The sequence below is a fragment of the Streptomyces sp. NPDC000941 genome, from assembly GCF_053599555.1.
In genome coordinates, this window is the sequence record NZ_JBSFMM010000160.1 from 1 (window position 1) to 26,415 (window position 26,415).

Genomic DNA, 26,415 nt, shown 5'->3' on the forward strand with positions numbered 1-26,415 from the left:
CCCGCCTCACGCGCCGCCCGCTCCGCACCACTGGCCACATCCACAAAGAACGGATTCGCCATGTCCAGCACCAGCAGCGAAATAATCCGGCTACGACCCGCACGCAACTGCCGCGCCGACTCGCTGCGCACATACCCCAGCCGCTCGATGGTGGCGAGCACCCGGGCCCGGGTCTCCTCCGACACCGACTCCGGACGGTTGATGACGTTGGAGACCGTGCCGACGGAGACCCCGGCCTGGCGGGCCACCTCCTTGATGCCCACCGGCTGTGCCATCAAGCCGCGACTTCCACAAGGTCCAGACCGGTGAGGTCGGCGAGGGCGCGCAGCTCGGGCAGCAGCCGGCCGGTGGCCAGCGCCCAGTGGTGGGCGACCCCGCTCGCGCTCCAGGCGTCGGTCCACTCCCCCGGGTCGCAGCCGAAGTCGACCCGGGAGGTGGTGTTGCCGATCTGCAGCAGCGGGCCGCCGACCACCTCGCCCTCGGAGGCGACGAGCTTGTAGCGGCCGTCCCGGGTCTGGCCGAGCCCGACGAGGGTGACCGGGCCGTGCCGCACATCGAACTCGACGGACACCCCCCAGCCGCGTTTGCCGTGGTAGACACCGAGTCCGCGCAGCAGCGGCCTGCGCTCGCTGATGGCGAGGTGGCCGGGTCCGTCGTGGCCCATCTCGACCACCGCGTCCCGGAAGTTGAGCGCCTGCAGCTCGGTGAAGGAGCCGCCCGCACCGAACCGGTCGCAGATCAGCATGGCCAGCGAGGTGCGCAGCTCGTACTCACCGGCCGCCGGGACACCGCGGGCGGTGAGCAGCGACGAGCCGAGGATCATGCCCGCACCCAGCTTCTCGTGGATCTCCCCGTCCAGGCCTCGGTGGTAGTACGCGAGCGAGTCCAGGTCGAAGTCGGCCACCAGCCGGTCCAGGCCGACGGATACGCGCGCCGCCCAGGCCAGGTCCTCCTCGACGACGGAGTCGGCGAGCTCGAACACCTCGCGGGTCTCGGCCAGCTTCGCCGCCACCTCGTCGTCCTTGACCTGCTGGACCCGCACCCGCAGATCGTCGAACTCCAGGACCTCGACATGGCCGCCGAGGTTGCCGGTGACCATCGTGAGGTCCGTGGACACGTCGTACATCCCCGGATAGAGGTGTCCCATCAGCCCGTGGCGGCCGTGGCGCAGCACGGACCGCACCCCGGCGGCCCGGATCCAGCGGCCGATACGGTCCCAGGCCCGCTGGTCCTCCAGATATCCGGACACCGAGCGGAAGGGGACACCGACCCGTTCGAAGGCGTTCGCCATCTCGGGCAGCGGACACGCGCCGCAGTAGGCGAGCCAGGCGCCGGTGTCGAACGACGTGTGGTCCATGGCCTCGGTGGGCTGCAGGTTGATCAGCAGCACGGGGGCACCGCTGCGCTGGGCGATGGGCACCAGCATGGTGGCGGTCATATAGGTGGTGAGAAAGCCGACGATCAGGTCGCAGTCCGCCGCGCGAAGCTTCTCGGCGGCCACCGCGCCCTCCTGGGCGTCGGAGATGAAGCCCACATCGACGACCTCGGCGTCGAACTCCCGCATACGCTCGGTCACCCGGGCCGCGGAGCGACGCAGCTGCGGCAGCAGATCGGGGAACTGGGGCCAGTACGCCCCGAGTCCGCCCGCGACCAGCCCGATCTTCGGTTTGCGGGCGACGGCGGGGAGACGTTCGGACATGGCGGCTCTCTCATCTCTCTGGCTGGTCTCTGACGTCCTGGTTTGATCGCGGGGGGCGGAGCGGGATGTTTCCCCGCCCCGCCCCACGCTCCGCGGCTACGCGAGGTGGAAGACCTCCGTCAGCGGCTTCATCGCCTCATCCGGCTTCGCGCCGTCCAGCGCCTCGAAGAACTCCGCCATCTCCGCCTGCCACCTGGCGTTGACGTCCGTCTCCGCCATGGCCGCCTGGGCCGCCGCGAAGTCCTCCGTCTCCAGATAGCCGACCAGCAGGCCGTCCTCGCGCAGGAAGAGCGAGTAGTTGTGCCAGCCGGTGGCGGAGAGGGCGTCGAGCATCTCGGGCCAGACGGCCGCGTGGCGCTCGCGGTATTCCTCGAGCCGGTCCTGGCGGACCTTCAGCAGAAAACAGACGCGCTGCATACCGGGCCGTCTCAGAAGTCGAAGTCGTCGATGTTGTCCTTGTTGAAGACGGTGGGCGGGCCGAGGATGACCTCGCCGTCCTTGCCGATCGTGTACTCACCGAGCTTGCCGGCCTTGAACTTCTCCCCCTCAGCGCCGGTGATCTGCCCGGACGCCAGCGCCGCCGCCGCGTAGGAGCCGAGGTAGCCGAGCTTCTTCGGGTCCCACAGGGAGAACTGCTCGACCGTGCCGTCCTTGACGTACTTGCGCATCTGGTTGGGCGTGCCGAGGCCGTTGATGACGACCTTGCCCTTGTACGAGGATCCGCTGATGTAGCGCGCGGCCGCGGCGATACCGACCGTGGTGGGCGAGATGATGCCCTTCAGGTTCGGGTAGGCCTTGAGCAGGCCCTGGGTCTCCTGGAAGGACTTCTGGTCGTCGTCGTCCCCGTAGGCCGTCTTGACCAGCTTCATGTTCTTGTACTTGGGCTTCTTCAGCTCGTCCTTCATGAACTCGATCCAGGTGTTCTGGTTGGTCGCGTTCTGGGTGGCCGAGAGAATGGCGATCTCGCCCTTGTAGTCGAGCTGTTCGGCGATGTGCTGGACCTCGCTGCGGCCGATCTCCTCCGAGCTGGCCTGGTTGATGAACAGCTGGCGGCATTCCTTCGCCGTGTCGGAGTCGTACGCGACGACCTTGATGTCCTTCTTCATGGCCTGCTTGAGCGGGCCGCACACCGCGTTGGGGTCGTTGGCGGCGATGAGGATGGCGTCCTGCCGCTGCTGGATGAGGGTGTTGATGTACGACACCTGGGAGGAGGCACTGGAGTCGGAGGGGCCGACCTCCTTGCCCTTGCCGCCGAACTCCCCGGCCGCCTCGATGCCCGCGTCGTCGACGATCTTCTCGTACGGGTTGTTGATCTGCTTGGGCAGGAAGGCGAGCTTGAGCCCCTTCTTCAGCGGGGCGTCGGGGTTGGCCTTCGCATCTGTGGCCTTGACGTCGCCGCCGTTGTCGGAGGAGTCCTTCTTGGTGGTGCCGCCGCAACCCGCGAGGGTGACGGCCAGGGCACAGGCCGCGGCGACGGAGGCCGCGGCGCGGCGCCGGGAGGACGTGCGGAGGAACATGGAGAGACCTTTCGGGGAAGCGGGACGTGGTACGGCGACGCGTCAGCTGTCAGCTGGTGGGGGTGGCAGCGGCGGCTCTGCGGTGGCGCCATTCACTGACGGTGGAGATCAGCCGGGGGGTGAGGACGGAGGCCACCAGCAGCAGCCCGGTGACGATCACCTGGACCTCGTTGGCGACGTCGTTGAGGGTCAGCAGGTTCTTCAGGATGCCGATGAGCAGCACTCCGGCGACCGCGCCGAAGAGGGTGCCCTTTCCGCCGTCGAAGTCGATGCCGCCGAGCAGGACGGAGGCGATGACCAGCATCTCGAAGCCACTGCCGTTGTCGGCGCGGGCGCTGCCGTAGCGGAGGGTGAACACCACGCCCGCGAAGGCGGACACCAGCCCGGTGACCACGAACAGGAGGAGCTTGATGCGCTTGACGCGGATACCGGCGAAGTACGCGGCGTCCTCCTGTGCGCCGATGGCGAACAGCGACCGGCCCAGGCCCGTGGCGTGGAGCACCACCGCGGCCACGACGGCCAGCACGATGAACAGCGCCATCGGATAGGTGATGAAGGTGCCGGGGATGGTGGTGGTGTCCACCGCCCACTTGGCGTAGGTCTCGGGGAAGTCGGTGATGGCGTTGGAGCCGAGCACCACGGAGGCAAGCCCCCGGTAGAGGGCGAGGGTGCCGATGGTGACGGCGAGCGAGGGCAGCCCGACCTTGGTGACCAGCCAGCCGTTGAGCAGACCGCCGGCCACGCCGACCAGCAGCACCACGGGCACGATCGTCTCGAACGCCCAGCCGGAGTCCCACAGCTGCCCGGTGAGGGCGCTGCTCAGCCCCAGCATCGAGGCCACCGACAGATCCACCTGCCCCGCCACCACCAGCAGCGTCATGGGCAGCGCCATCAGCGCCACCTCGGCGATGTCGTTGAAGGCGAAGGCCAGGTTGTCGCGGCTCGCGAAGCCGTCGGTGGTGCCCAGGCCCGTGACGAAGACCGCCACCAGCAGCACGCCGACCGCGGTGTCCCAGCGCAGCGCTCCGCGCAGCGGGCTCATCGGGCGCTCCTCTTCCTCAGCGCACGGGTCATGCGCACATTGACGATCCGGTCCACGCTGATCGCCGCCAGCAGCAGGGCGCCGGCGATGGCGTCCTCCCAGAAGGAGTCGACCTTCAGCACGGACAGGGCGCTGCCGATGGTGGTGAGCAGCAGCGCGCCCAGCGCCGCGCCCCACACCGTGCCGACGCCGCCGACGATGGCGACACCGCCGACCACGACCGCGCTGACCACGGTCAGCTCCCAGCCGTGCGCGTTGTCCGCGACGACGGTGCCGAAGCGGGCCAGCCACAGCGAGCCCGCGAAACCGGCGACGGCGCCGGAGAAGACGTACGCGCCCAGCACCCGGCGGCGGATCGGCACTCCGGCCAGCCGGGCGGCCTCCGGGCTGGAGCCGATGGCGTACAGCTCACGGCCGCTGCGGTACGAGCGCAGGAAGTACGCGGTCACCGCCAGCACGGCGAAGGAGATCAGCGGCAGATACGGGATGCCCAGCACACTGCCGCTGCCCAGGTCCAGTACGGACTGCGGCACATCGGCGGCGTTGATCTGCTCGCCCTCGGCCCACCAGTAGTCGATGCCCTGGATGATGTAGAGCATCCCGAGCGTCACCACCAGCGCGGGCACCTTGCCGAAGCTGACCAGCGCGCCGCTGACCAGGCCGCAGGCCATACCGACCGCGATGCCGAGCAGGGCCACCAGCAGCGGGCCGTGGTCCGTACCGGACACGAACTTGCCGCAGGCGAAGGCGGAGAGCCCCACCACGGAGCCCACCGACAGGTCGATGTTCCGGGTGACCACGACCACCGACTGCCCCACCGCGAGCAGCACCAGGATCGCGGCGTTGAGCAACAGGTCCTTGACGCCCTGGTCGTTGAGGAAGCGGGGCTCGGCGATCCAGGTGAAGAGCACCAGCAGCACCAGCGCCCCGGCGATGCTGATCTCGCGGGCGCGAAAGACGGTGTCGACCAGCGAGCGCGCGGAGCGGCCCGCCTCGGCCTGCGCCGTGGGTTTCTCGATGGTGGCCGTCATGCCGCAGCCCTTCCCTTGCCGGTACGGCCGGTCGCGGCCGCCATGACGGACTCCTCGGTGGCCTCGGCGCGCGGAATCTCCGCGACCAGGCGGCCCTCGTACATCACCAGGACCCGGTCGGCCATGCCCAGCACCTCGGGCAGATCGGAGGAGACCATCAGCACCGCGAGCCCTTCGGCGGCCAGCGACGACAGCAGCCGGTGCACCTCGGCCTTGGTGCCGACGTCGATACCGCGCGTCGGCTCGTCGACGATGAGCACCGCCGGGTCGGTGGCCAGCCACTTGGCGAGTACGACCTTCTGCTGGTTGCCGCCGGACAACACCCCGACGTGGTCGCTCAGCTTGCCGTACTTGAGCTGCAGCCTGGTTGCCCAGTCGGTGGCCCGGCCGCGCTCCAGGGCCCGTTTGACGAGCCCTCCACCGCTGATCCGGTCCAGTCCGGTGAGGCCGATGTTCCGCTCGATCGACATCTCCATCACCAGGCCGCGCTGGCGCCGGTCCTCGGGTACGAGCGCGAGCCCGGCGGCCATCGCGGCGTTCGGCGAGCCGGGGCGCAGCGGCGTACCCGCCACCCGTACCTCGCCCGCGTCCGCCCGGTCCACGCCGAACACGGCCTGCGCCACCTCGGTGCGGCCCGCGCCGACCAGCCCGGCCAGCGCGACGATCTCGCCCCGGCGCACCTCGAAGGACACATCCCGGAACACGCCCTCGCGGGTCAGCCGGTGCACCGACAGCGCCGTCTCGCCGACCCGCGTGTCCTGCTTGGGATACAGCTCGTCCAGGTCCCGGCCCACCATCCGGCGCACCAGGTCGTCCTCGGTCAGGCCCTCCAGCGGCTCGGAGGCCACCCAGCGGCCGTCCCGCAACGTGGTCACCCGCTGGCAGAGCCGGAAGATCTCCTCCAGCCGGTGCGAGATGAACAGCACGGCCGCGCCCTCGGCGCGCAGCGCCTCGACGACCGAGAACAGCCGGGCCGTCTCGCTGCCGGTGAGGGCGGCGGTCGGCTCGTCCATGATCAGCACCCGGGCGTCGAAGGACAGCGCCTTCGCGATCTCCACGATCTGCTGGTCGGCGATGGACAGCCCACGGGCGGGCCGGTCGGGGTCCAGGGCCACCCCGAGCCGGCTCATCAGCGCGGCGGTCGCGCTGCGCACCGCCTTGTGGTCGATCCGGCCGAGCCCCCGCCGGGGCTGGCGGCCCATGAAGATGTTCTCCGCGATCGACAGGTCGGGGAAGAGCGTCGGCTCCTGGTAGATGACGGCGATGCCCACGTCACGGGCGTTGGCGGGGCCGTGGAAGACCACCGGTTCGCCGTCGAGCAGCACCTGCCCGGCGTCGGGGCGGTGGACCCCGGCGAGCGTCTTGATGAGCGTCGACTTACCGGCGCCGTTCTCGCCGGCGAGGGCGTGTGCCTCACCCGGGAACAGCTCGAGGGAGACGTCCCGCAGGGCCCGGACGGCGCCGAAGGATTTGTTCACCCCCTTGAGGGCGAGGACCGGAACTCCGGTCGAATCAGCCTGGCTCACGGTGTCGGTGTCTCCTTGCTTCCTTGCAAGAGCGGCCTTCAGGCCGAGGGAAAATGAAATGTTTCAAAGTCGGTGGCGGGAAGCTAACCCGGCGATTTGCCACCGTCAAGGGGGTATGCGCCAGGTAAATCAAGTCGTTGTCGACCCTCTTGACGCGCCGACGGCGGTGGACCTACGGTCCAGTAGCTTCAGCATTGAATCGTTTTTCCACGTCAGCGACCCCGGGCCCGGGGCCGCACCACTGCTTGACGCCCGGCCATCCACACGGCTAGCGTCTGTTGAATCGTTTCATAGTTACTAGTTGCCACAGTTGCCTTCGAGGAGACGTATGTCTGACCTTTCGGCCGTGAAGGCGGCCCTCAAGACCCAGGCCGTCGAGACGCCGTCATGGGCGTACGGCAACTCTGGAACCCGCTTCAAGGTCTTCGCCCAGCCCGGCGTCCCGCGCACCCCGCAGGAAAAGCTCGACGACGCCGCCCAGGTGCACGCGTTCACCGGGGTGGCCCCCACCGTCGCTCTGCACATCCCCTGGGACAAGGTCGACGACTACGCGGCGCTCGCCAAGCACGCGGAGGAGCGCGGGCTGAAGCTCGGCGCCATCAACTCCAACGTCTTCCAGGACGACGACTACAAACTCGGCTCGGTCACCAACCCCGACCCCGAAATCCGCGGCAAGGCGCTCGCCCACCTCCTGGAATGCGTCGACATCATGGACGCCACGGGCTCCCGCGACCTCAAACTCTGGTTCTCCGACGGCACCAACTACCCCGGCCAGGACGACATCGCCGACCGCCAGGACCGGCTCGCCGAGGCCCTCCAGGCCGTCTACGAGCGGCTGGGCGACGACCAGCGGCTGCTGCTGGAGTACAAGTTCTTCGAGCCCGCCTTCTACACCACCGACGTCCCCGACTGGGGCACCGCCTACGCCCACTGCCTCAAACTCGGCCCCAAGGCCCACGTCTGCGTCGACACCGGCCACCACGCGCCCGGCACGAACATCGAGTTCATCGTCGCGCTGCTGCTCCGGGAGGGGAAGCTCGGCGCGTTCGACTTCAACTCCCGCTTCTACGCGGACGACGACCTCATGGTCGGCGCGGCCGACCCCTTCCAGCTCTTCCGGATCATGTACGAGGTGATCCGCGGCGGCGGCCTGGGCTCGGGCATCGCGTTCATGCTGGACCAGTGCCACAACATCGAGCCGAAGATCCCGGCGATCATCCGCTCGGTCATGAACGTCCAGGAGGCGACGGCGAAGGCCCTGCTGGTCGACGGGGACGCGCTGTCCGCCGCGCAGACATCGGGCGACGTCCTCGGCTCCAACGCGGTGCTGATGGACGCGTACAACACCGACGTACGGCCGCTGCTGGCCGAAGTCCGCGAGGAACTGGGCATCGACCCCGACCCGATGGCGGCGTACAAGGCCTCAGGGTGGGCGGAGAAGATCGTCGCGGAGCGAGTGGGTGGCACGCAGGCGGGCTGGGGCGCGTAGCGCCTCCGGCGGGGCTGCCGCAACGCCGCCGCGGCTCCGCCGCGCGGCGTGTTCCCGGAGCTCCGCCCCGGGGCCCGGCTGCTCGGCCACGGCGGGGAGAGCCCATGGCCGGGCCGGGGCGTGCGACGACGGTGGGGCGGATGTCCGACGCCCCGCCCGACGCACGCCCCTGGGGCTCCGCCCCACGCCCTGTCAGCACGCTGCGCGGAACGTGGGCGGCCGGGCCGGGCTGGGCACCCGGAACTTGTTGGCACCGACACCTGTGGCCGGGGCGCGCCAACCAACCGGCGGACACGCCCAAGCCGGGCAAGCCCGCCGGGTGGGGCAGGGACGGCGAGGCGCCGCAGCGGGGCCTGGCAGCAGCGGGCAGCACGACCCCAACCGGGCAGCCGCCGACGGACGCGCACGCGCCATCGCCCCGCAGCCCCGGAGAGCAAGGCGGAACCGTACCGGCCCATCCCCACCCCGGAATGGGCCCGTGCGACGGATTGGCCGACTTCACCAACACACAAAGAGGAAGAACATGACCGCAGAACCGCACCCCGAAGCGGCCACCCTGCTCGAGCGATCACATCGCCTCGGAGCCGATCCCCGGAACACCAACTACGCGGGCGGGAACACCTCCGCCAAGGGCACCGCGACCGACCCCGTCACGGGGCAGGACATCGACCTCATGTGGGTGAAGGGGTCCGGAGGGGACTTGGGCACGCTCACCGAGGCCGGTCTCGCCGCGCTGCGGCTGGACCGGTTGCGGGCGCTGACCGCGGTCTACCCAGGGGCCCCGCGCGAGGACGAGATGGTTGCCGCGTTCGACTTCTGCCTGCATGGGAAGGGCGGCGCCGCGCCGTCCATCGACACCGCCATGCACGGCCTGGTCAACGCCGCCCATGTCGACCATCTGCACCCCGACTCCGGCATCGCGCTCGCATGTGCCGCCGACGGTGAGGCGCTGACCAAGGAGTGTTTCGGCAACCAGGTCGTATGGGTTCCCTGGCGCCGGCCCGGGTTCCAGCTCGGTCTTGACATCGCCGCCATCAAGAAGGCCAACCCCGAGGCGATCGGCTGCATCCTGGGCGGCCACGGCATCACCGCCTGGGGTGACACCTCCGACGAGTGCGAGGCCAACTCGCTCCGTATCATCCGCACCGCCGAGCAGTTCCTCGCCGACCGCGGCAAAGCGGACCCTTTCGGCCCCGCCCTCCCCGGCCACGAACCGCTCCCCGAGGCCGGACGCCGGGCCCGCGCCGCCGCGCTGGCCCCCGTCCTCCGAGGCCTCGCCTCCACGGACCGCCCCCAGGTCGGCCACTACAACGACTCCGACGCCGTCCTCGACTTCGTCGCCCGCGCCGAACACCCGCGGCTGGCCGCACTCGGCACCTCCTGCCCGGACCACTTCCTCCGTACGAAGGTCCGCCCGCTGGTCCTCGACCTGCCGCCCACGGCCCCGCTCGACGAGGCGATCGCCCGTCTCAAGGAGCTGCACACCGCATACCGCACCGACTACCAGGCGTACTACGAGCGGCACGCCACCCCCGACTCCCCCGCGATGCGCGGCGCCGACCCGGCGATCGTGCTCATCCCGGGTGTCGGGATGTTCAGCTACGGCAAGGACAAGCAGACGGCCCGGGTGGCGGGCGAGTTCTATGTCAACGCGATCAATGTGATGCGCGGTGCCGAGGCCGTGTCCACGTACTCCCCCATCGAGGAGTCGGAGAAGTTCCGCATCGAGTACTGGGCGCTGGAGGAGGCCAAGCTTCAGCGGATGCCGAAGCCCAAGCCGCTGGCGACCCGTATCGCCCTGGTCACCGGCGCGGGCTCGGGCATCGGCAAGGCCATCGCGAACCGGCTGGTGGCCGAGGGCGCCTGCGTAGTCGTGGCCGACATCAATGCGGAGAACGCCGCAGCCGTAGCGACCGAACTGGGCGGCCCGGACAAGGCCGTCCCCGTCACGGTCGACATCACCTCCGAAGACCAGATCAAGGCAGCCTTCGACCAAGCGGTCCTGGCCTTCGGCGGCGTGGACCTCCTCGTCAACAACGCCGGGATCTCCATCTCCAAGCCCCTCCTCGAAACCACCGCCAAGGACTGGGACCTCCAGCACGACATCATGGCGCGCGGCAGTTTCCTCTCCTCCCGCGAGGTGGCCCGGGTCATGATCGACCAGAACATGGGGGGCGACGTCATCTACATCGCCTCCAAGAACTCGGTCTTCGCGGGCCCGAACAACATCGCCTACTCCGCCACCAAGGCCGACCAGGCCCACCAAGTACGCCTACTCGCCGCCGAGTTGGGCACCCACGGCATCCGGGTCAACGGAGTCAACCCCGACGGCGTCGTACAGGGCTCAGGAATCTTCGCGGGCGGCTGGGGCGCACAACGCGCGGCCACGTACGGCATCCCCGAAGACGAGCTGGGCAAGTTCTACGCCCAGCGCACCCTGCTCAAGCGCGAGGTCCTGCCCGAACACGTGGCGAACGCGGTCTTCGCACTCACCGGGGGCGACCTGACGCACACCACCGGTCTGCACGTCCCGGTCGACGCCGGGGTCGCGGCGGCCTTCCTGCGCTGATACGCACGCGAGGGGGCGGGGGTGCAGGGGTGGTGCCCTGGACGCTTACGTGTATTTGTGGCGCCAAGTTCCGGTCAGGACAACGCTTCCGGGCACCGGCGCCGTAAATATACGGTCCAGGGTGACAGCCCCGGAGGCCCCGTCCCCGCACCGCACCGCACCGCACCGAGCACCGCAACGCACCACAACCACGCCGCACCACAACCACGCACCGCAACCACCACGAGGCCCCCGTGCAACCCGCAGAATCTCACTTCGCCGCCGTCGACCTCGGCGCCTCCAGCGGCCGCGTCATGGTCGGCACGGTCGCCCCCGGCACCCTCTCGCTGCGCGAAGTGCACCGCTTCCCCAACCGCCCGGTCCGCACAGGCGGCACCCTGCACTGGGACATCCTCGCCCTCTACCAGGGCGTCCTCGACGGCCTGCGCATCGCGGCCGACGCCGCTCGCGCCGCGAACACGCGCCTGACCAGCGTCGGTATCGACAGCTGGGCCGTGGACTACGGCCTCCTGGGCGCCGACGGGGCGCTGCTCGGCAACCCCGTCCACTACCGCGACACCCGCACCGACGGCGCGTCCGAAAAAGTGGCGGCCGTCCTCCCGCCCGAGGAGCTGTACGCGGCCACCGGCCTCCAGCACCTCCCCTTCAACACGATCTACCAGCTGACCGCCGCCCGGGGCAGTTCGACGCTCACCGCCGCACACCGCCTCCTCCTCATCCCGGACCTCATCTCGTACTGGCTGACGGGCGTGGCCGGCACCGAGCTGACCAACGCGTCCACCACCCAGCTGATCGACCCGCGCACCCGCGACTGGTCCCGCACGGTCGCCGCCGTCGCCGACACCCTCGGCATCGACCCGTCGCTCTTCCCGCCACTCCGCCACCCCGGCGACCCCGCAGGCGAGCTGCGCCCGGAGATCCTGTCCGCGACCGGGCTCGAAGGCCCCGTCCCCGTCACCGCCGTGGGCTCGCACGACACCGCCTCCGCCGTCGTGGGCGTCCCCGCCACCTCGCTCGACTTCGCGTACATCGCCACCGGCACCTGGTCCCTGGCCGGCCTTGAGCTCGACGCCCCGGTGCTCACCCAGGCGAGCAGGCGCGCCAACTTCACCAACGAGCTGGGCGTGGACGGCACGGTCCGCTATCTGCGCAACATCATGGGCCTGTGGATGCTCCAGGAGTGCCTGCGCACCTGGGAAGCCGAAGGCAGACCCCAGGACCTGGAAACACTCCTGGCCCAGGCGGCCCAGGCCACCCCCCTCCGCTCGGTGGTCGACGCCGGGGCCCCCGAGTTCATCGCCCCGGACCGGATGCCCGACCGGATCGCGGAAGCATGCCGCCGCGCCGGCCAGCCGGTCCCCCGCACCCCCGCCGAGACCGCCCGCTGCGTCCTGGACTCCCTCGCGCTCGCCCACCGCCGCGCAATCCTGGACGCCCAGCGCCTGTCCGGCCGTACGGTCCGCACCGTGCATATCGTCGGCGGCGGCGCGCACAACGCGCTGCTGTGCCGGCTGACCGCCGACGCCTGTGGGCTGCCGGTGGTCGCGGGCCCGGCGGAGGCGGCGGCGCTCGGGAATGTTCTGGTGCAGGCCCGGACCGCGGGGGTGGTCGGCGGCGGCCTGTCCGAGCTGCGCGCGCTGCTTCACAGCACCCAGCCGCTGAGGCAGTATGAGCCATCGGGTGATCAAGCGGCATGGTCCCGGGCGGCCGCCCTCGTCGAACACGTCGAGAACATCGACAACATCGCGAACGTCGAGGGCGGACGGGCCGAGGGCCAGGAGGAGGAACCGTGCGCGTAGCGCTCTTCATCACCTGCGTCAACGACACGCTCTATCCCCGCACCGGGCAGGCCGTCGTCACCCTCCTCGAACGGCTGGGTGTCGACGTCGGCTTTCCGCCGGGACAGAGCTGTTGCGGTCAGGCGCAGTTCAACACCGGCTACCGCCATGAGACCGAGCCTCTGGTGCGCCGTTTCGCCGAGGCGTTCGAGGACTACGACTATGTGGTGACCCCCTCGGGGTCGTGCGCCGCCATGGTGCGCGACAACTATCCGAGGATCGGGGCGAAGGCGTCCGCCGAGGGCCGCGGCCAGGAGCTGGCCGAGCTCGCCGCCGCGGCAGTGCCCAAGACGTACGAACTCACCGAGTTCATCACCGACGTCCTCGAGGTGACGGACGTGGGCGCGTACTATCCGCACGCCGTGACCTACCACCCCACCTGCCACGGCCTGCGGATGCTGCGCCTGGGCGACCGCCCCCGCAAGCTCCTCGCGGCCGTCGCGGGACTGGAACTGATCGAGCTGCCGGGCGCGGAGGAGTGCTGCGGCTTCGGTGGCACGTTCGCCGTGAAGAACACGGCGGTCTCGGCCGCGATGGGCGCCGACAAGGCGCGCAACATCACCGCCACCGGGGCCGAGGCGGTGTGCACGGTCGACAACTCGTGTCAGATGCACATCGGCGGGACGCTCGCCCGGCAGGGCTCGACGGTCCGCCCGGTCCATATCGCCGAGATCCTGGCGAGCACCGAAGGAGACGTCTGGTGACCGGCACCTATCTGGGCATGCCCGCGTTCCCCGTCGCGGCCGCCACCTCGACCAAGAACACGCAGCTGCGCGCCAATCTGCGGCACGCCACCCACACCATCCGCGCCAAGCGCGCCAAGGCCGTCGCGGAGCTGGACGACTGGGGCGAGCTGCGCTCCGCGGGCGCGGCGATCAAGGACCGTACGCTGCGCCATCTCGACCACTATCTGGAGCAGTTGGAGAGCGCCGTGACGGCGGCGGGCGGCCAGGTGCACTGGGCGGCGGACGCGGACGAGGCGAACCGGATCGTCACCGAGCTGGTCCGGGCCACCGGCGAGCGCGAGGTCGTCAAGGTCAAGTCGATGGCCACGCAGGAGATCGGGCTGAACGACGCGCTCGCCGAGGCGGGCATCCGCGCGTACGAGACCGATCTGGCGGAGCTGATCGTGCAGCTCGGCGACGATCTGCCCTCGCACATCCTGGTGCCCGCGATCCACCGCAACCGCACCGAGATCCGCGACATCTTCACCGACCAGATGGCCCGCTGGGGCCGCCCCGCACCGGAGGGGCTGACGGACGCCCCGGCCGATCTGGCGGAGGCGGCGCGGCTGCATCTGCGCGAGAAGTTCCTGAACGCCAAGGTCGGCATCTCGGGCGCCAACTTCATGGTGGCCGAGACCGGCACGCTGGTCGTGGTGGAGTCCGAGGGCAACGGCCGGATGTGTCTGACCCTCCCCGAGACGCTGATCTCCGTCGTGGGCATCGAGAAGGTGGTGCCGACGTGGCAGGACCTGGAGGTGTTCCTGCAACTGCTGCCCCGCTCCTCGACGGCGGAGCGGATGAACCCGTACACCTCCACCTGGACCGGCACCACCGACGGCGACGGCCCGCGCGCCTTCCACCTGGTCCTCCTCGACAACGGCCGTACGGACACGCTCGCCGACACCGTCGGGCGCCAGGCGCTGCGCTGCATCCGCTGCTCGGCGTGTCTGAATGTGTGCCCGGTGTACGAGCGGGCGGGCGGCCATGCGTACGGGTCGGCGTACCCGGGGCCGATCGGGGCGATCCTCACCCCGCAGCTGCGCGGCACGCAGAGCGAGCTGGACGCCTCGCTGCCGTACGCCTCGTCGCTGTGCGGGGCGTGCTACGAGGTGTGCCCGGTGGCCATCGACATCCCGGAGATCCTGGTCCATCTGCGCGAGCGGGTGGTCGAGGGCGGCCCGGTGTCGGTGCGCGGGACCCGGACCGTCATCAAACCGGCCAAGGGGCATGCCGCGGAGCGCGCCGCGATGCGGGCGGCGCGCTGGGCCCTCGACCATCCGGGCGTGTTGCGCGCCGGGCAGCGGCTGGCCGCCCGTACCCGCCGCTTCCATCCGAGCCGGCTGCCGGGTCCTGGGCGGGCGTGGACGGACACGCGGGAGCTGCCGGAGGTGCCCGCCGAGTCGTTCCGGGACTGGTGGCGCAGAACGCGCGGTGACGAGGGCACGAAGAGCGAGAAGAAAGGGAAGAGGACGACGACGTGAGCAGCCGAGACCTGGTGCTGGCCCGCGTCCGCCGCGCACTGGCGGACGTCCCCCGTACGGAGCGCCCCTCCGAGGCCCCCTCCGAGGCCCCCGCGGACCGCGGCTATCTGCGGGTCCACGGGGACCGGACCACGGCCCAGACCGTGGATCTGCTCGCGGAGAACCTGGCCGACTACCGGGCGATCGTCCACCGTACGGACCCCAAGGGGCTTCCGGGCCTGATCGCCCGGCTGCTGGACGGGCGCGGCGCGACGAGCGTGGTGCTGCCGCCGGGGCTGCCCACCGAGTGGCTTTCGGCCGTGGACGCGCAGCGGGTGGAGCGGATCGCGGACACCGAGGAGCTGACCCCGCACGATCTGGACGCGGTCTCCAGCGTCGTCACGGGCTGCGCGGTGGCCGTGGCCGAGACGGGGACCGTCGTCCTGGACGCGGGCCCTGACCAGGGGCGCCGGCGCATCACGCTGGTGCCCGACCACCATGTCTGTGTCATCCGCGTGCCCGAACAGGTCGTGGACTCCGTGCCGCAGGCCCTGGAACGGCTGGCTCCGGGGCGCCCGTTGACCTGGATCTCCGGGCCGTCCGCGACCAGCGATATCGAACTGGACCGGGTGGAGGGGGTGCACGGCCCACGCACCCTGGAGGTCGTTCTCGTCGAGAGCTGAGGCCGCGACAACAGGGCCATGAGCAGGCGTCCAGAGCCGTGCGCCGGATGCGGTCTTGCTCACATACCCGCGGTAACAGGGCACTTGAACGTTTTGCGCCGGTGCCGTTGTCGGTGGCGGGCCGTACTCTAGTGCGCATGCGTCCGACTCCTACTCACCACGAACCCGCTTTAATCACCACGCCCACCGACCAGGCGAACGAGGCGATCCGCGTGTTTCTGCGCGCGCGGGCCGGCCGGGCGCTGCGCCCTCAGGAGCGCGTCGAATACGGTCGGTTGCTCTCTGTCTACACCAGGGCGCTGCGGGGAGAGGTCGAGCAGGCGGCATGAGCCGCGGCGGCGCGCCGAAATGCGTATCGCGGGTCATGCCGTGCGCTTGTGGCCTGAACTACCCCTTGTGATGGAGTATCACCGTCCATAGGTTGTGAACTCGTTGTGCGCCCTGCCGCTTGACGCGGGGGTGGAGCGGCAGGGCGCCAACCATCATGGGGGGACGGACCAGGGCATGCGTGCAGCGGGAAGAGCCGTGCTCGGTGTGACAGCGGTTGCGGTCGTGGGCGTAGCGGGCCTCGGCGCATACAACCTGTACACCGGGCTCGCCGGGGGCGAGAAGGGGCCGGGCCACGACGGCGCGGTGACCGCGTCCGAAGTGCGGAAGACCGCGGGTACGTTTCTGGCCGCCTGGGCCGATCAGAACGATATGCGGGCCGCGCAGCTCACCAATGACGCCGAGTCCGCCGTGGCCGCGCTGAGCGGCTACCGCAAGGACGGCCATGTGTCGAAGCTGACGCTCAAGGCGGGCCAACCCCACGGCACCCGGGTGCCGTTCGATGTCACGGCCGATATCTCCTTCGAGGACACCCACTCCACCTGGACCTATGCCTCGGAGCTGTCGGTGGTGCGCGGCAGGACGACGGGCCGGCCGCTGGTCGACTGGAGGCCCGGCGTACTGCACCCCAAGCTGACGGCCGAGCGTCCGGCCCTGCGGACGGGGACCGCCGATTCGGTGTCGATCAAGGTGGTGGACCGGGACGGCAAGGAGCTGACGAAGGACCGCTATCCCTCGCTCGGCCCGGTGCTGACCGAGCTCCGCACGAGGTACGCCGCCGCCACGGGCGGCGCCAGCCGGGTCGAGGTGTGGGCGGCCGGCGCGAGCGGCGAGCCCACGACGACGCTCCACGTGGTGGCCAAGGGCAAACCGGGCACACTGCACACGACGCTCGACGCGCAGGTGCAGAGCCGGGCCGAGAAGGCGGTGGCGAAGCGTACGGGCGCCTCGGTGGTCGCGCTCAAGCCCAGCACGGGCGAGGTGCTGGCGGTCGCCAACTCCGACCGCGCCGAGTTCAATCCGGCCTTACAAGGAGCCACCGCGCCCGGTTCGACGTTCAAGATCGTCACCTCGGCGGCGCTGCTGGAGTCCGGAAAGGTCACGCCCGGCCGCGCGGTGCCCTGCCCCAAAACCACCTCGTACCAGCAGGGCATGACCTTCCACAACGTCGAGGACAGCGAGAATCCGGCCGCCACCTTCGCCCAGGACTTCGCGGCCTCCTGCAACACCGCCTTTGTCTCACTGGCCGGCGATCTGCCCGACAGCGGCGTCGCGGACGTGGCGCAGGACGTGTTCGGGATCGGACTCGAGTGGCATGTGGGGGTGCAGACCTTCGACGGCTCGATCCCCACGGGCGGCGGGGACGACAAGGCCGCCGCGCTGATCGGGCAGGGCAGGGTGCAGATGAACCCGCTCACCGTGGCCTCGGTCGCGGCCACCGCCCAGACCGGTACGTTCCACCAGCCCGTCATCGTGCCGCGGTCCCTGATCGGCGAGCAGACGGCGACGGCGGTACGCTCGCTGAGCCCGGCGGCCGCCGGGCAACTGAGGGCCATGATGCGGCTCACCGCCACCAGCGGCACGGCGGCGCGCGCGATGTCCGGGCTCACCGGGGACATCGGGGCGAAGACCGGCTCCGCCGAGATCGACGGGCAGCCGACCACGAACGCCTGGTTCACGGCCTACCGGAACGACGTGGCGGCCGCCGCCGTGGTCGTCAAGGGCGGCCACGGCGGCGACGCGGCGGGTCCGGTCGTCAGGGACGTGCTCACCACTCACGGCTAGAAGACCGCAGGCGCGGCCACCGCTTCGTGCAGCAGCCACCGCTTCGTACAATGGTTGCACGAAGGGGTTGTCCAGGTGCGGCGCGCGGCCTAATGTGGCGCGGCGTCATACGGGCCGCACCACCGAGCACGGAGGACCCGGCGTGAAGCGCACGTCCCGCGATATCCGCACCGAGAACCGCTACGACGTGCTGCGCCACATCATCGCCGAATCCCCGGTCTCCCGGCAGCAGTTGGCCGCCGCGACCGGGCTGAGCCTGGCCACCGTCGCCACCCTCGTCGGCGAGCTGCTGGACTTCGGCATGCTGGTGGAGGGCGGATACGAGGACTCCGACGGCGGCCGGCCGCGCGGGCTGGTCGCCGTCAACGCCGCGGGTGGCGCGCTGATCGGCGTGGACGTGGCCGAGACCTATATCCACGTCGAGCTGTTCGACCTGGCCCTGACCGTACTGGCCCGCGCCGACGAGGAGCTGCGCCCCGGCGAGCGGGACGCGGCGCGGCTCGTCGGGCGTATCGCCGCCGCCGTGGCCGATGTGGTGGAGCGGTCGGCCGTCACCGCGGACCGGGTGCTGGGCGTCGGGGTCAGCATGCCGGGGCAGGTGGACCGCGAGGGCGGGGTGTCCGTCTACGCCGCCAACTGGAACTGGCACGACGTCCCGCTGCTCGACCTGCTGGCCGAACACCTCCCCTATCCGCTCCACCTCGACAACCCGCTGCGCGCCAGCACCGTCGCCGAGCAGTGGTTCGGCGCGGCGCGCGGGCGCGATGACGCGATCGTGGTCAACCTGGGTACGGGCGTGGGGGCCGGGCTCGCGCTGGGCGGCGTGCTGCACCGGGGGGTGACCAACAGTGCCGGAGAGTGGGGGCACACCACGCTGGTCCTGGACGGGCGGCTGTGCCACTGCGGCAACCACGGCTGCGTGGAGACGTACGTGGGCGCCCCCGCCATCATGCGCACCCTCGGCGAGCTGAGCCCCGACAGCCCCCTGCTGCACCCGGACGACCAGACCGCCACCATCGAAGCGCTCGGCCGGGCGCTGGCCGACGGCGATCCGGTGGCCGCGCAGGTGGCCCGCGAGACCGCCCGCTATCTCGGCGCGGCCCTGGCCGACCTGGTCAATCTGCTCAACCCGGAGGTCATCGTGGTCAGCAGCTGGGTGGCCACCGCACTGGGCGAGCCGCTGCTGGTCGAGGTGCGCGAGGCGGTGGCGCGGCGCGCCCTGCGCCGCCCCTTCGCGAGCGTCGAGATCGTGCTGTGCCCGATCCCGTCCAACCCCGTGAGCCTCGGGGCCGCGACCTTCGCCCTGGAGGGCTCGCTCGCGACCATGAAATCGAAGCATCACCGCACGCCCGCCGCGAGCGGCGGCCGCGGCAGCGCGTCCTGATTCCCGGCCCTCACCCGCCGCCACTCGCACAAGCGCTTGCAACAGACTTCGTCCAACCCCTTGCAAAAGTCTTTCGCCGCTCGTTAACGTCCCGTGCTGACGGCCCGGGCCGAAGTGCTCGGCCGACGCGCGCTCGGGCCGCTGGGGCGCGTGCCGACCGATCGCCTCCATAGCAGTTCCCTCCATCGCAGTTCCCTCCAGCGCAGCTACCTCCATCGCAGACCGAGGAGACCGATGAGCACCACCCCCGACGCCCAGCTCCCCTACTACGAGGACATGTCCCCGGGCAGCGGAGGGCTGCCGCCCCGCGCCTGGACCGCCGGGTCCGACGCCGCCCGGCTGGGCCTGGGCGGCGACTGGGCCTTCCGGCTGTCGCCGACCGCCACCGCCGAGGACGAGTCCTTCGCCCGCCCCGACTACGACGCCTCCGGCTGGGGCACGGTCGCCGTACCGGGCCACTGGGTGCTGCAGGGCCACGGCGCGCCCATCTACACCAATGTGCTCTATCCGTTCCCGGTCGACCCGCCCCGAGTTCCGAACGAGAACCCGACCGGCGACCACCGCCGGGTCTTCGACCTGCCCGCGGACTGGCCGGCCGACGGCGGCGCCGTGCTGCGGTTCGAGGGCGTGGAGTCCTGCGCCCGGGTCTGGCTCAACGGGCAGGAGCTGGGCGTCTTCAAGGGCAGCCGGCTGCCGCACGAGTTCGCCGTGGAAGAGCTGCTGCGACCGCGCGGCAATGTGCTGGCCGTACGCGTCCACCAGTGGTCCTCGGGCACCTATCTGGAGGACCAGGACCAGTGGTGGCTGCCCGGGATCTTCCGCGAGGTGACCCTGCTGCACCGCCCGGCCGACGCGGTCGACGACTTCTTCGTGCACGCCTCCTACGACCACGCCACCGGCCAGGGCACACTGCGGGTCGACGCCGAGCCCGGCGGCCGGTTCACCGTGCCGGAGCTGGGCCTCGACCTGGCCACCGGCGAGAGCGCGACCGTGGCCGTCGAGCCGTGGACGGCCGAGACCCCGCGGCTGTACGAGGCCACGCTCGCCACCGGCGGCGAGCGGGTGGCGCTGCGGGTGGGGTTCCGTACGGTCGTCGTCGAGGACGGCGTGATCAAGGTCAATGGCAAGCGGGTGCTGTTCCGCGGGGTCAACCGGCATGAGTTCCACCCCGAGGCCGGGCGCGCCGTGGACCTGGAGACCATGCGCCAGGACCTGGTGCTGATGAAGCGGCACAACATCAACGCCGTACGCACCAGCCACTACCCGCCGCACCCCGCCTTCCTCGATCTCTGCGACGAGCTGGGCCTGTGGGTGATCGACGAATGCGATCTGGAGACCCACGGCTTCGTCGACCTCGGCTGGCGCGGCAATCCGGTCGACGACGACCGCTGGACCCCGGCCCTGGTGGACCGGGCCCGCCGGATGGTCGAGCGGGACAAGAACCACGCGTCGGTGGTGATGTGGTCGCTGGGCAACGAATGCGGCACCGGCCGCGGGCTGACCGCCATGGCCGACTGGATCCGCGAGCGCGACTCCTCGCGCGTGATCCACTACGAGGGCGACATGTCCTGCGCCGACACGGACGTCTACTCGCGGATGTACGCCTCGCACGAGGAGGTCGACCAGATCGGGCAGCGCACCGAGGCCGCCTGGGCGGACGCCGAGCTGGACGCCAAGCGCCGCGCGCTCCCGTTCATCCTGTGCGAGTACGCCCACGCCATGGGCAACGGACCGGGCGGACTCAGCGACTACCAGCGGCTGTTCGAGGCGCATGAGCGCTGCCAGGGCGGGTTCGTCTGGGAGTGGATCGACCACGGCATCGCCAAGCGCACCGCCGAGGGCGAGCTCTTCTACGGATACGGCGGGGACTTCGGCGAGGAGCTGCACGACGGCAACTTCGTCTGCGACGGGTTGCTCTTCCCCGACCGCACCCCGTCCCCCGGGCTGATCGAGTACAAGAAGGTCATCGAGCCGGTCCGGATCGAGGGCGACGGCGCGGCGGGCACGGTCCGCGTCACCAACACCCATGACTTCGCCGACCTGTCCCATCTGACGTTCTCCTGGGCCTACGAGGCCGAGGGCGTCGAGGTCGCCGGCGGCGAGCTGGCGGTCCCGCCGCTGGCCCCGGGCGAGTCCGCCGACCTCAAGCTCCCCGACCGGCCCGCGACGGGCGCCGACGGCGAGGCGCTGTGGACCGTACGGGCGTTGCTCGCGGCCGACACCGCGTGGGCGGAGGCGGGCCACGAGGTGGCGTGGGGGCAGATCCCGGCCACCAACGCGACCGCCCCGGCCGCCACAGACGCCGCTGTGGCGCCGCGCCGCGAGGACGGCGCACTCGTACTGGGCCCGGGGACGTTCGACCCGACCACCGGCGCGCTGCTCTCCCTCGGCGGCCTCGCGGTCACCGGCCCCCGGCTCGACGTATGGCGCGCGCCCACCGACAACGACAACGGCGCGTCCTGGCAGCCCGATGAGCGCTACGGCCTGATCTGGCGCCAGCTCGGTCTGCACCGGCTCCACCACCGCGTCGACGCGGTGGAGGCGACGGACGACGCCCTGACCGTCCGTACCCGCGTCGCCCCCGCCGCCACCGACGTCGGCCTGGAGACCGTCTACCGCTGGACCGCCGACACCGACGCGGACCGGCTGCGCCTGACGGTCTCCGTCACCCCGCTGGGCGAGTGGACCTGCCCGCTGCCGCGCCTTGGCGTACGGCTCGGCGTCCCCGCCGCGCTGGGCCGGGCCGAGTGGTTCGGCGGCGGCCCCGGCGAGGCGTACCCGGACACCCACGCCGCCTCGCGGATCGGCCGGTGGGCGCTGTCGGTCGACGAGATGCAGACGCCGTACGTCAGGCCGCAGGAGAACGGGGCCCGCGCGGACGTCCGCTGGGCCCGGCTGACCGATGACGGCGGGGCCGGGATCGCGGTGGAGGGCGCGCCGCCGTTCTGGTTCACGGCGCGGCGGTGGACCACGGAGCAGCTGGACGCGGCCGAGCACACCCCGGACCTGTCCCCGTCGGCGGACACGGTGTGGGTGAACCTCGACCACGGGCAGCAGGGCATCGGCAGCCAGTCGTGCGGGCCCGGGGTGCTTCCCCCGTACCGCCTCGGCGCCGCCCCCGCCGAGTTCTCGTTCACGTTCTCGCGGATCTAGAAGGGGGTTTGCGGTGGATCTGCGCCGGTGACACGCCGACGCCACGGCGGGTCCGTGGCGCAGATCCACCGCAAACGCGGGCGTTTGAACGCAGGCGCGGACCGTGGTGATCAGACCGGCGCCGCGCAGCGCGGCGGTGTGGGCGGAGGCCGTGGCGTTGCTGACGCCCAGTCGCCGGGCGAGCCCGCTGGTGGTGTGTTCCTCGGCGAGCAGCAGCAGAATGTCGAGGCGGGTCCGGCCGAGCACGGCGGCCAGCGCGTCGTCGCCGCCCGCGCCACCCGCCCCGGCCGGCGGCAGCGGCAGGCCCGGGCCGGCCGGGTAGGTGACGTACAGGGAGTGGCCGGGCAGATCGGCGAGGAGGGGCCGGCCGCTCCAGTGGAAGGTGGGCTGAAGCACCAGCCCACGGCCGCGCAGCTCGATCTCCCGCTCCCCCGGCCCGTCGAGCTCCCAGACCTCCTCCTTGAGCCGGGCGCCGGGCGCCGGCGCGGTGAGCGCGGCGGCGATGCCGTGCTCGGCCACGGTGAGGGCATGGCGGGTGAACTCCCCTTGGTGCAGATCCTGTACGAGGGGCCAGACGGGGGCCAGGACCGATTCGAAGGCCGTGTGCTGGGCACGGCGCAGCAGCCGCCACGCGTCGGCTCCGCCGTGGTGCAGATCGCGGATCCACAGCGGGGTGAGTCCCGGGTGACCTGCGTAGACGCGCTCGATCTCGGCGCGGACCAGGGCGGGGCGGGCGGCCCGTACGGTGTCCAGGCCCTCCTTGAGGTCATCGCTGAACACATCGATGAACGCGGGGGCCAGGCCCGCCGGGGCCAGCTCGCGCAGCGGCCCGGCCGCGTCGGGCAGGGAGCGCAGCAGCCGCCGTCGCCAGCGGCCGTAGAGCGGTGCGTCGCCGGGCAGGCACATCCGCATCAGGGCCACGTTCAGCTCCTGCAGCGGGGCCGGCCGGGGCGCGAAGCGGACCCGGGCGAAGTCGGCGGCCGTGAAGCGGATGCGGATCATTACTCCCCCAGGCGGCGCCGCGCCAGCGTTTCGGGCAGAGCCTGAACCATCGCCCGCGCTGCCCGCCGGGCGCCAGCATCCAGGTCATGACCTCTTCATCGAAATCCTCTTCATTCAATCAGGGTGCCGCCGGGCCGACCCGGCGGGCCGTCACCACATCCGCCCTGCTGGCCGCCGCGCTGCTCACGGGCGGTGGCGGCCTCACGCAAGCGCGGGCCGCGGGCGCCGCCACCGTACGGCTGCCTGCGCCGACCGGCCCGTACCCGGTCGGGGTGACCACGCTGTATCTGGTCGATCGGACCCGGCGCGACCCGTGGGAGCCGGGGATCCCGGTGCGGGAGGTGATGGCCACGGTCCTCTACCCGGCCCGCACCGTCCGGGGCTATCCGCTCGCACCACAACTGCCCCGTGGCACGGTCGAGTTGTTCGCGGCCATCGCCCCCATCACGCACCCCGGCCTGCCGCAGTCCGGGGTGGACTGGGCGGCCACCATGACGCATGCCCACACGGGCGCGCCCGCGCGGCCCGCCCCGCATCCGGTCCTGCTGTACAGCCCGGGCGGCGGCGATCCGCGCGGCCTGGGCACGCTGGTCGCCGAGGAGCTGGCGAGCCACGGCTGTGTGGTGGTGACCGTCGACCACCCCGGGGACGCCTGTGCGGTCGAGTTCCCGCGCGCGATGACGGGGCGGGACATGGTCCGCCCGACCGTCTTCCGCGGTGATCCCCGGACCGACCCGGCGACCTTCCGCACCGCGATCGCCACCCGGATCGCGGACGTCCGTTTCGTCCTTGACCAGTTGCAGGCGCTGGCGAGCGGACGGAACCCGGACGCGGCGCAGCGCCCGCTGCCGGAGCACCTCGGCCGCGCGCTGGATCTGAGCCGGGTGGGGGTGTACGGCCACTCGGCGGGCGGCACGGCCGCGGCCGAGGCGCTGTACGAGGACCGCCGTATCGCCGCCGCGGTCAATCTGGAGGGCTATCTGAACCACCCGGCGGAAGGGCCGGGCCGGGAAGGGGAGTTGTTCCCGGTCGCGCGATACGGGGTGGACCGGCCGTTGCTCCTGCTGGACACCGATGGCTTCGGCGCCCGGGACGAGGACGTACAGCGTTCCTGGTCGGCCGCGCTCGCCCACCCCGGCGGCCATATCGCGCGCGGGCGGCTGCGCGACGCCGCGCACTGGGTGTTCACGGACTACGCCGCCGTCGCACCCCAGTTGCAGACCGCCGGGCTGATGACCGCCGAGGCCCGGGCGGCGCTGGTGGGCGCGGTGGATCCGGCGTGCTCGGTGCCCGCCGTACGTGGCCTCGTACGGGGCTTCTTCGCCCGGCGGCTGCCCGCACGCTGATCCGCGTACGGGCTCAGGGGGCGGTCACCGGATCACCTCGGCCGGGACCAGGCGCTGGGCACGCAGCTCGCCGAGGACCAGCCGGGCGAACTCGGTGGCGCCGTGCACGGAGGTGTGGGTGTTGTCGCGGGCCTCGTTGTAGAGGTACAGCGCCTTGGAGCCCTCGGGGCCGAGCTGTTCGACGAGCCGCTTGGTCAGGGCGGTGAGGTCGATGAGCGGCACGCCCCGCTCGGCGGCGAGGGCGCGCATCTCGGCGGGCAGGTCCACGCCGAGGCCGTTGACGTGCAGCGCGGTGCCGTTGTTCAGCGTGCCGTCGGTGTTGAACCAGCGGCGCACGATGGGGGTGACGAGGACGGGCGCACCGCCGCGCGCCCGGACGCCGTCGATCAACGCCGTGAGGTTGGCGCGGTAGTCGGCGGCGGTCGTCTGCTTGTCGTTGTGCGCGAACTGGATGAGGACCGTGTTGCCGTTGCGGATCAGCGGTCGCATGGTGGGGAAGAGCCGTGGGTCGGCGAGGAAGGACCCGGAACTCTCACCCGAGTCGGCGTAGTTGGCGACGGACAGGCCGCGCTTGAAGAACTTCGGTATCTGCTGGCCCCAGCCGGAGTACGGGTCGGCGATCTGGTCGCAGACGGTGGAGTCCCCGGCGAGGAAGAGCTGGGCGCGGCGGGCGGGGGTGACCTTCAGGTCCGCGAGGCGGGGCGCGTCGCCGCCGAAGGACAGATCCAGGCCGGGGCTGCCGCTGGGCCCGGTCGGCTCACCTTCCGGTTCGCGTACGTCGACGGTGAAGCTCCGCTCGACGCGCTGCCCGGCGGCGGTCGGCGTCGCGGCCAGCAGGGTGCGCCGGCTCTCGGCGGTGACGGCGGTGCTGCCCGCGTCGGCTCCGCCGAGGACCGCCGTCACGTCGTACGTACCGGGGGCGACGTCGAAGTGGCAGACGACGGGGGCGGTGCCGGCGCAGTGGTCGAGCGCGCGGCCCGTGCCGTGGCCGGCCGCGGGCGCCTCGGCCCACGCCGGAGCGGCGGGCAGGGCGGCGGCGAAGGCGAGGGAGGCGGTGGCGGCCAGCAGTGCGGCACCGGCGCGTCTCATGGGGGGCTCCTCTGCTCGGCGGATGCTCGGCGGTGCGGCGTAGGGTCGGCCGCCCTGGACCCTACGCCGCGGGGCAAGCGCTTGCTAGACCCCTGCGCCCGCGCCCCACACGCCCGGTTACGCCGCCCTGCCGCGCAGCGCCTCGAGCGCCTTGTCCGCGTGCACACTCATCCGGAACTCGCTCTTGACGATCTCCAGCACCCGCCGGTCGGTGTCGATCACAAAGGTGACCCGCTTGGTCGGGACGGCCGATATGCCGCGCTTGACCCCGAACTGCTCCCGTACGGTCCCCTCGGGATCGGACAGCAGCGGATAGCCGAAGGAGTGCGTACGGGCGAACTCCGCCTGCTTGTCCACCGAGTCGGCGCTCACCCCGACCGGCTGGGCGCCCAGCTCCTTGAACTCCCCCGCGATGTCCCGGAAGTGACATGCCTCCTTCGTGCAGCCCGATGTGAAGGCCGCGGGATAGAAGAACAGCACCACAGGGCCGCTCTCGAGCAGTCCGCTCAGCGTGCGGGCGGTGCCGCTATCGTCCGGCAGTTCGAAGTCCTCGACGACATCACCGATATTCATGGAGCGAGGCTACTCGTCGGCCGGAGAGCTACTCGCCCAGGGCGGCCCGCAGGGCGGCCGTGCGCCGCTGGTCGATGCAGATGCGTTGGAGTGCGAACCCGCGCAGGGGCGGGCGGCGTTCGGCGGTCAGCGATGCGCGCAGCCGGTCGGCGGCGGCCGCGGGGAGGCTGCCGCCGC

Annotated in this window: 20 protein-coding genes and 1 pseudogene; 11 read left to right on the forward strand and 10 right to left on the reverse strand. The window is 71.5% G+C overall.

The annotated features are described in order from the left end of the window. The 7 genes from ACWDSL_RS37185 to ACWDSL_RS37215 form a co-directional block, all read right to left on the reverse strand. Nucleotides 1-275 (reverse strand): LacI family DNA-binding transcriptional regulator (locus tag ACWDSL_RS37185; RefSeq protein ID WP_450492371.1); only part of this gene is annotated, 275 nt, incomplete at its 3' end. Further along, complete coding sequence (locus ACWDSL_RS37190) at nucleotides 275-1,699, reverse strand: arabinose isomerase (RefSeq protein ID WP_450492372.1); 1,425 nt, start codon at nucleotides 1,697-1,699, stop codon at nucleotides 275-277. The genes ACWDSL_RS37190 and ACWDSL_RS37185, both read right to left, overlap by 1 nt. 96 nt (nucleotides 1,700-1,795) lie before the next feature. Beyond that, nucleotides 1,796-2,116, reverse strand: a complete 321-nt coding sequence (locus ACWDSL_RS37195; RefSeq protein WP_014174871.1) for an L-rhamnose mutarotase — start codon at nucleotides 2,114-2,116, stop codon at nucleotides 1,796-1,798. Between the two features lie 11 nt (nucleotides 2,117-2,127). Continuing rightward, complete coding sequence (gene rhaS, locus ACWDSL_RS37200) at nucleotides 2,128-3,216, reverse strand: rhamnose ABC transporter substrate-binding protein (protein ID WP_450492373.1); 1,089 nt, start codon at nucleotides 3,214-3,216, stop codon at nucleotides 2,128-2,130. A 49-nt stretch (nucleotides 3,217-3,265) separates the two neighbouring features. Further along, on the reverse strand, nucleotides 3,266-4,258 hold the full coding sequence (locus ACWDSL_RS37205) for an ABC transporter permease (RefSeq protein WP_450492374.1): 993 nt from the start codon (nucleotides 4,256-4,258) through the stop codon (nucleotides 3,266-3,268). Beyond that, nucleotides 4,255-5,289: an ABC transporter permease gene (locus tag ACWDSL_RS37210; RefSeq protein ID WP_089510276.1), complete on the reverse strand. Its 1,035-nt coding sequence runs from the start codon at nucleotides 5,287-5,289 to the stop codon at nucleotides 4,255-4,257. Before ACWDSL_RS37210 ends, ACWDSL_RS37205 begins: the two co-directional genes overlap by 4 nt. Further along, nucleotides 5,286-6,815 carry a sugar ABC transporter ATP-binding protein gene (locus ACWDSL_RS37215; protein ID WP_450492375.1) on the reverse strand — a complete coding sequence of 510 codons (1,530 nt, stop codon included), beginning with the start codon at nucleotides 6,813-6,815 and terminating at the stop codon, nucleotides 5,286-5,288. The genes ACWDSL_RS37210 and ACWDSL_RS37215 overlap by 4 nt, the downstream gene beginning before the upstream one ends. 328 nt (nucleotides 6,816-7,143) lie before the next feature. Between ACWDSL_RS37215 and rhaI the strand changes: the two genes are divergently transcribed. The 10 genes from rhaI to ACWDSL_RS37265 all read left to right on the forward strand — a co-directional run bounded on the left by rhaI (nucleotide 7,144) and on the right by ACWDSL_RS37265 (nucleotide 22,228). Next, nucleotides 7,144-8,304: an L-rhamnose isomerase gene (gene rhaI, locus ACWDSL_RS37220; RefSeq protein ID WP_450492376.1), complete on the forward strand. Its 1,161-nt coding sequence runs from the start codon at nucleotides 7,144-7,146 to the stop codon at nucleotides 8,302-8,304. A 523-nt stretch (nucleotides 8,305-8,827) separates the two neighbouring features. After that, nucleotides 8,828-10,873 carry a bifunctional aldolase/short-chain dehydrogenase gene (locus tag ACWDSL_RS37225; protein WP_450492377.1) on the forward strand — a complete coding sequence of 682 codons (2,046 nt, stop codon included), beginning with the start codon at nucleotides 8,828-8,830 and terminating at the stop codon, nucleotides 10,871-10,873. 293 nt (nucleotides 10,874-11,166) lie between these two features. Next, nucleotides 11,167-12,672 carry a rhamnulokinase gene (locus tag ACWDSL_RS37230; RefSeq protein WP_450492387.1) on the forward strand — a complete coding sequence of 502 codons (1,506 nt, stop codon included), beginning with the start codon at nucleotides 11,167-11,169 and terminating at the stop codon, nucleotides 12,670-12,672. Further along, nucleotides 12,663-13,415 (forward strand): (Fe-S)-binding protein, encoded by a 753-nt coding sequence (locus ACWDSL_RS37235; protein WP_450492378.1) that lies wholly within the window; start codon nucleotides 12,663-12,665, stop codon nucleotides 13,413-13,415. Before ACWDSL_RS37230 ends, ACWDSL_RS37235 begins: the two co-directional genes overlap by 10 nt. Continuing rightward, a complete protein-coding gene (locus ACWDSL_RS37240; RefSeq protein WP_450492379.1) occupies nucleotides 13,412-14,917 on the forward strand; it encodes a lactate utilization protein B in 1,506 nt (501 codons plus the stop codon). The genes ACWDSL_RS37235 and ACWDSL_RS37240 overlap by 4 nt, the downstream gene beginning before the upstream one ends. Continuing rightward, on the forward strand, nucleotides 14,914-15,579 hold the full coding sequence (locus tag ACWDSL_RS37245; RefSeq protein ID WP_450492380.1) for a LutC/YkgG family protein: 666 nt from the start codon (nucleotides 14,914-14,916) through the stop codon (nucleotides 15,577-15,579). Before ACWDSL_RS37240 ends, ACWDSL_RS37245 begins: the two co-directional genes overlap by 4 nt. Nucleotides 15,580-15,716: 137 nt before the next feature. After that, complete coding sequence (locus ACWDSL_RS37250; RefSeq protein ID WP_043489530.1) at nucleotides 15,717-15,908, forward strand: hypothetical protein; 192 nt, start codon at nucleotides 15,717-15,719, stop codon at nucleotides 15,906-15,908. A gap of 175 nt (nucleotides 15,909-16,083) precedes the next feature. Then, complete coding sequence (locus tag ACWDSL_RS37255; RefSeq protein ID WP_450492381.1) at nucleotides 16,084-17,691, forward strand: penicillin-binding transpeptidase domain-containing protein; 1,608 nt, start codon at nucleotides 16,084-16,086, stop codon at nucleotides 17,689-17,691. A 142-nt stretch (nucleotides 17,692-17,833) separates the two neighbouring features. After that, nucleotides 17,834-19,075 carry an ROK family transcriptional regulator gene (locus ACWDSL_RS37260; protein WP_450492382.1) on the forward strand — a complete coding sequence of 414 codons (1,242 nt, stop codon included), beginning with the start codon at nucleotides 17,834-17,836 and terminating at the stop codon, nucleotides 19,073-19,075. Nucleotides 19,076-19,309: 234 nt separating this feature from the next. Next, nucleotides 19,310-22,228: a glycoside hydrolase family 2 TIM barrel-domain containing protein gene (locus ACWDSL_RS37265; RefSeq protein WP_450492383.1), complete on the forward strand. Its 2,919-nt coding sequence runs from the start codon at nucleotides 19,310-19,312 to the stop codon at nucleotides 22,226-22,228. Nucleotides 22,229-22,387: 159 nt separating this feature from the next. On the opposite strand, the pseudogene ACWDSL_RS37270 reads toward ACWDSL_RS37265, so the two are convergent. Next, a pseudogene (locus ACWDSL_RS37270) lies at nucleotides 22,388-23,230 on the reverse strand (ArsR family transcriptional regulator); the annotation flags it as partial. Between the two features lie 86 nt (nucleotides 23,231-23,316). Here ACWDSL_RS37270 and ACWDSL_RS37275 point away from each other — a divergent pair. After that, a complete protein-coding gene (locus ACWDSL_RS37275; protein ID WP_450492384.1) occupies nucleotides 23,317-24,576 on the forward strand; it encodes an alpha/beta hydrolase family protein in 1,260 nt (419 codons plus the stop codon). 24 nt (nucleotides 24,577-24,600) lie between these two features. Here the strand turns inward: ACWDSL_RS37275 and ACWDSL_RS37280 are convergent, their stop codons facing one another. Together ACWDSL_RS37280 and ACWDSL_RS37285 are read right to left on the reverse strand one after the other, a co-directional pair. Then, a complete protein-coding gene (locus tag ACWDSL_RS37280) occupies nucleotides 24,601-25,665 on the reverse strand; it encodes a rhamnogalacturonan acetylesterase (protein WP_450492385.1) in 1,065 nt (354 codons plus the stop codon). Nucleotides 25,666-25,782: 117 nt separating this feature from the next. Further along, entirely contained in the window at nucleotides 25,783-26,238 is a 456-nt protein-coding gene (locus ACWDSL_RS37285; RefSeq protein ID WP_450492386.1) for a peroxiredoxin, read from the reverse strand. Nucleotides 26,239-26,415 lie beyond the last annotated feature (177 nt).

Bases quoted from the DNA above. Each gene is read 5' to 3' on its own strand.
- ACWDSL_RS37190 (WP_450492372.1), bottom strand. From the start codon at position 1,699: ATGTCCGAACGTCTCCCCGCCGTCGCCCGCAAACCGAAGATCGGGCTG.
- ACWDSL_RS37195 (WP_014174871.1), bottom strand. From the start codon at position 2,116: ATGCAGCGCGTCTGTTTTCTGCTGAAGGTCCGCCAGGACCGGCTCGAG.
- rhaS (WP_450492373.1), bottom strand. From the start codon at position 3,216: ATGTTCCTCCGCACGTCCTCCCGGCGCCGCGCCGCGGCCTCCGTCGCC.
- ACWDSL_RS37205 (WP_450492374.1), bottom strand. From the start codon at position 4,258: ATGAGCCCGCTGCGCGGAGCGCTGCGCTGGGACACCGCGGTCGGCGTG.
- ACWDSL_RS37210 (WP_089510276.1), bottom strand. From the start codon at position 5,289: ATGACGGCCACCATCGAGAAACCCACGGCGCAGGCCGAGGCGGGCCGC.
- rhaI (WP_450492376.1), top strand. From the start codon at position 7,144: ATGTCTGACCTTTCGGCCGTGAAGGCGGCCCTCAAGACCCAGGCCGTC.
- ACWDSL_RS37225 (WP_450492377.1), top strand. From the start codon at position 8,828: ATGACCGCAGAACCGCACCCCGAAGCGGCCACCCTGCTCGAGCGATCA.
- ACWDSL_RS37230 (WP_450492387.1), top strand. From the start codon at position 11,167: ATGGTCGGCACGGTCGCCCCCGGCACCCTCTCGCTGCGCGAAGTGCAC.
- ACWDSL_RS37250 (WP_043489530.1), top strand. From the start codon at position 15,717: ATGCGTCCGACTCCTACTCACCACGAACCCGCTTTAATCACCACGCCC.
- ACWDSL_RS37255 (WP_450492381.1), top strand. From the start codon at position 16,084: ATGCGTGCAGCGGGAAGAGCCGTGCTCGGTGTGACAGCGGTTGCGGTC.
- ACWDSL_RS37265 (WP_450492383.1), top strand. From the start codon at position 19,310: ATGAGCACCACCCCCGACGCCCAGCTCCCCTACTACGAGGACATGTCC.
- ACWDSL_RS37275 (WP_450492384.1), top strand. From the start codon at position 23,317: ATGACCTCTTCATCGAAATCCTCTTCATTCAATCAGGGTGCCGCCGGG.
- ACWDSL_RS37280 (WP_450492385.1), bottom strand. From the start codon at position 25,665: ATGAGACGCGCCGGTGCCGCACTGCTGGCCGCCACCGCCTCCCTCGCC.
- ACWDSL_RS37285 (WP_450492386.1), bottom strand. From the start codon at position 26,238: ATGAATATCGGTGATGTCGTCGAGGACTTCGAACTGCCGGACGATAGC.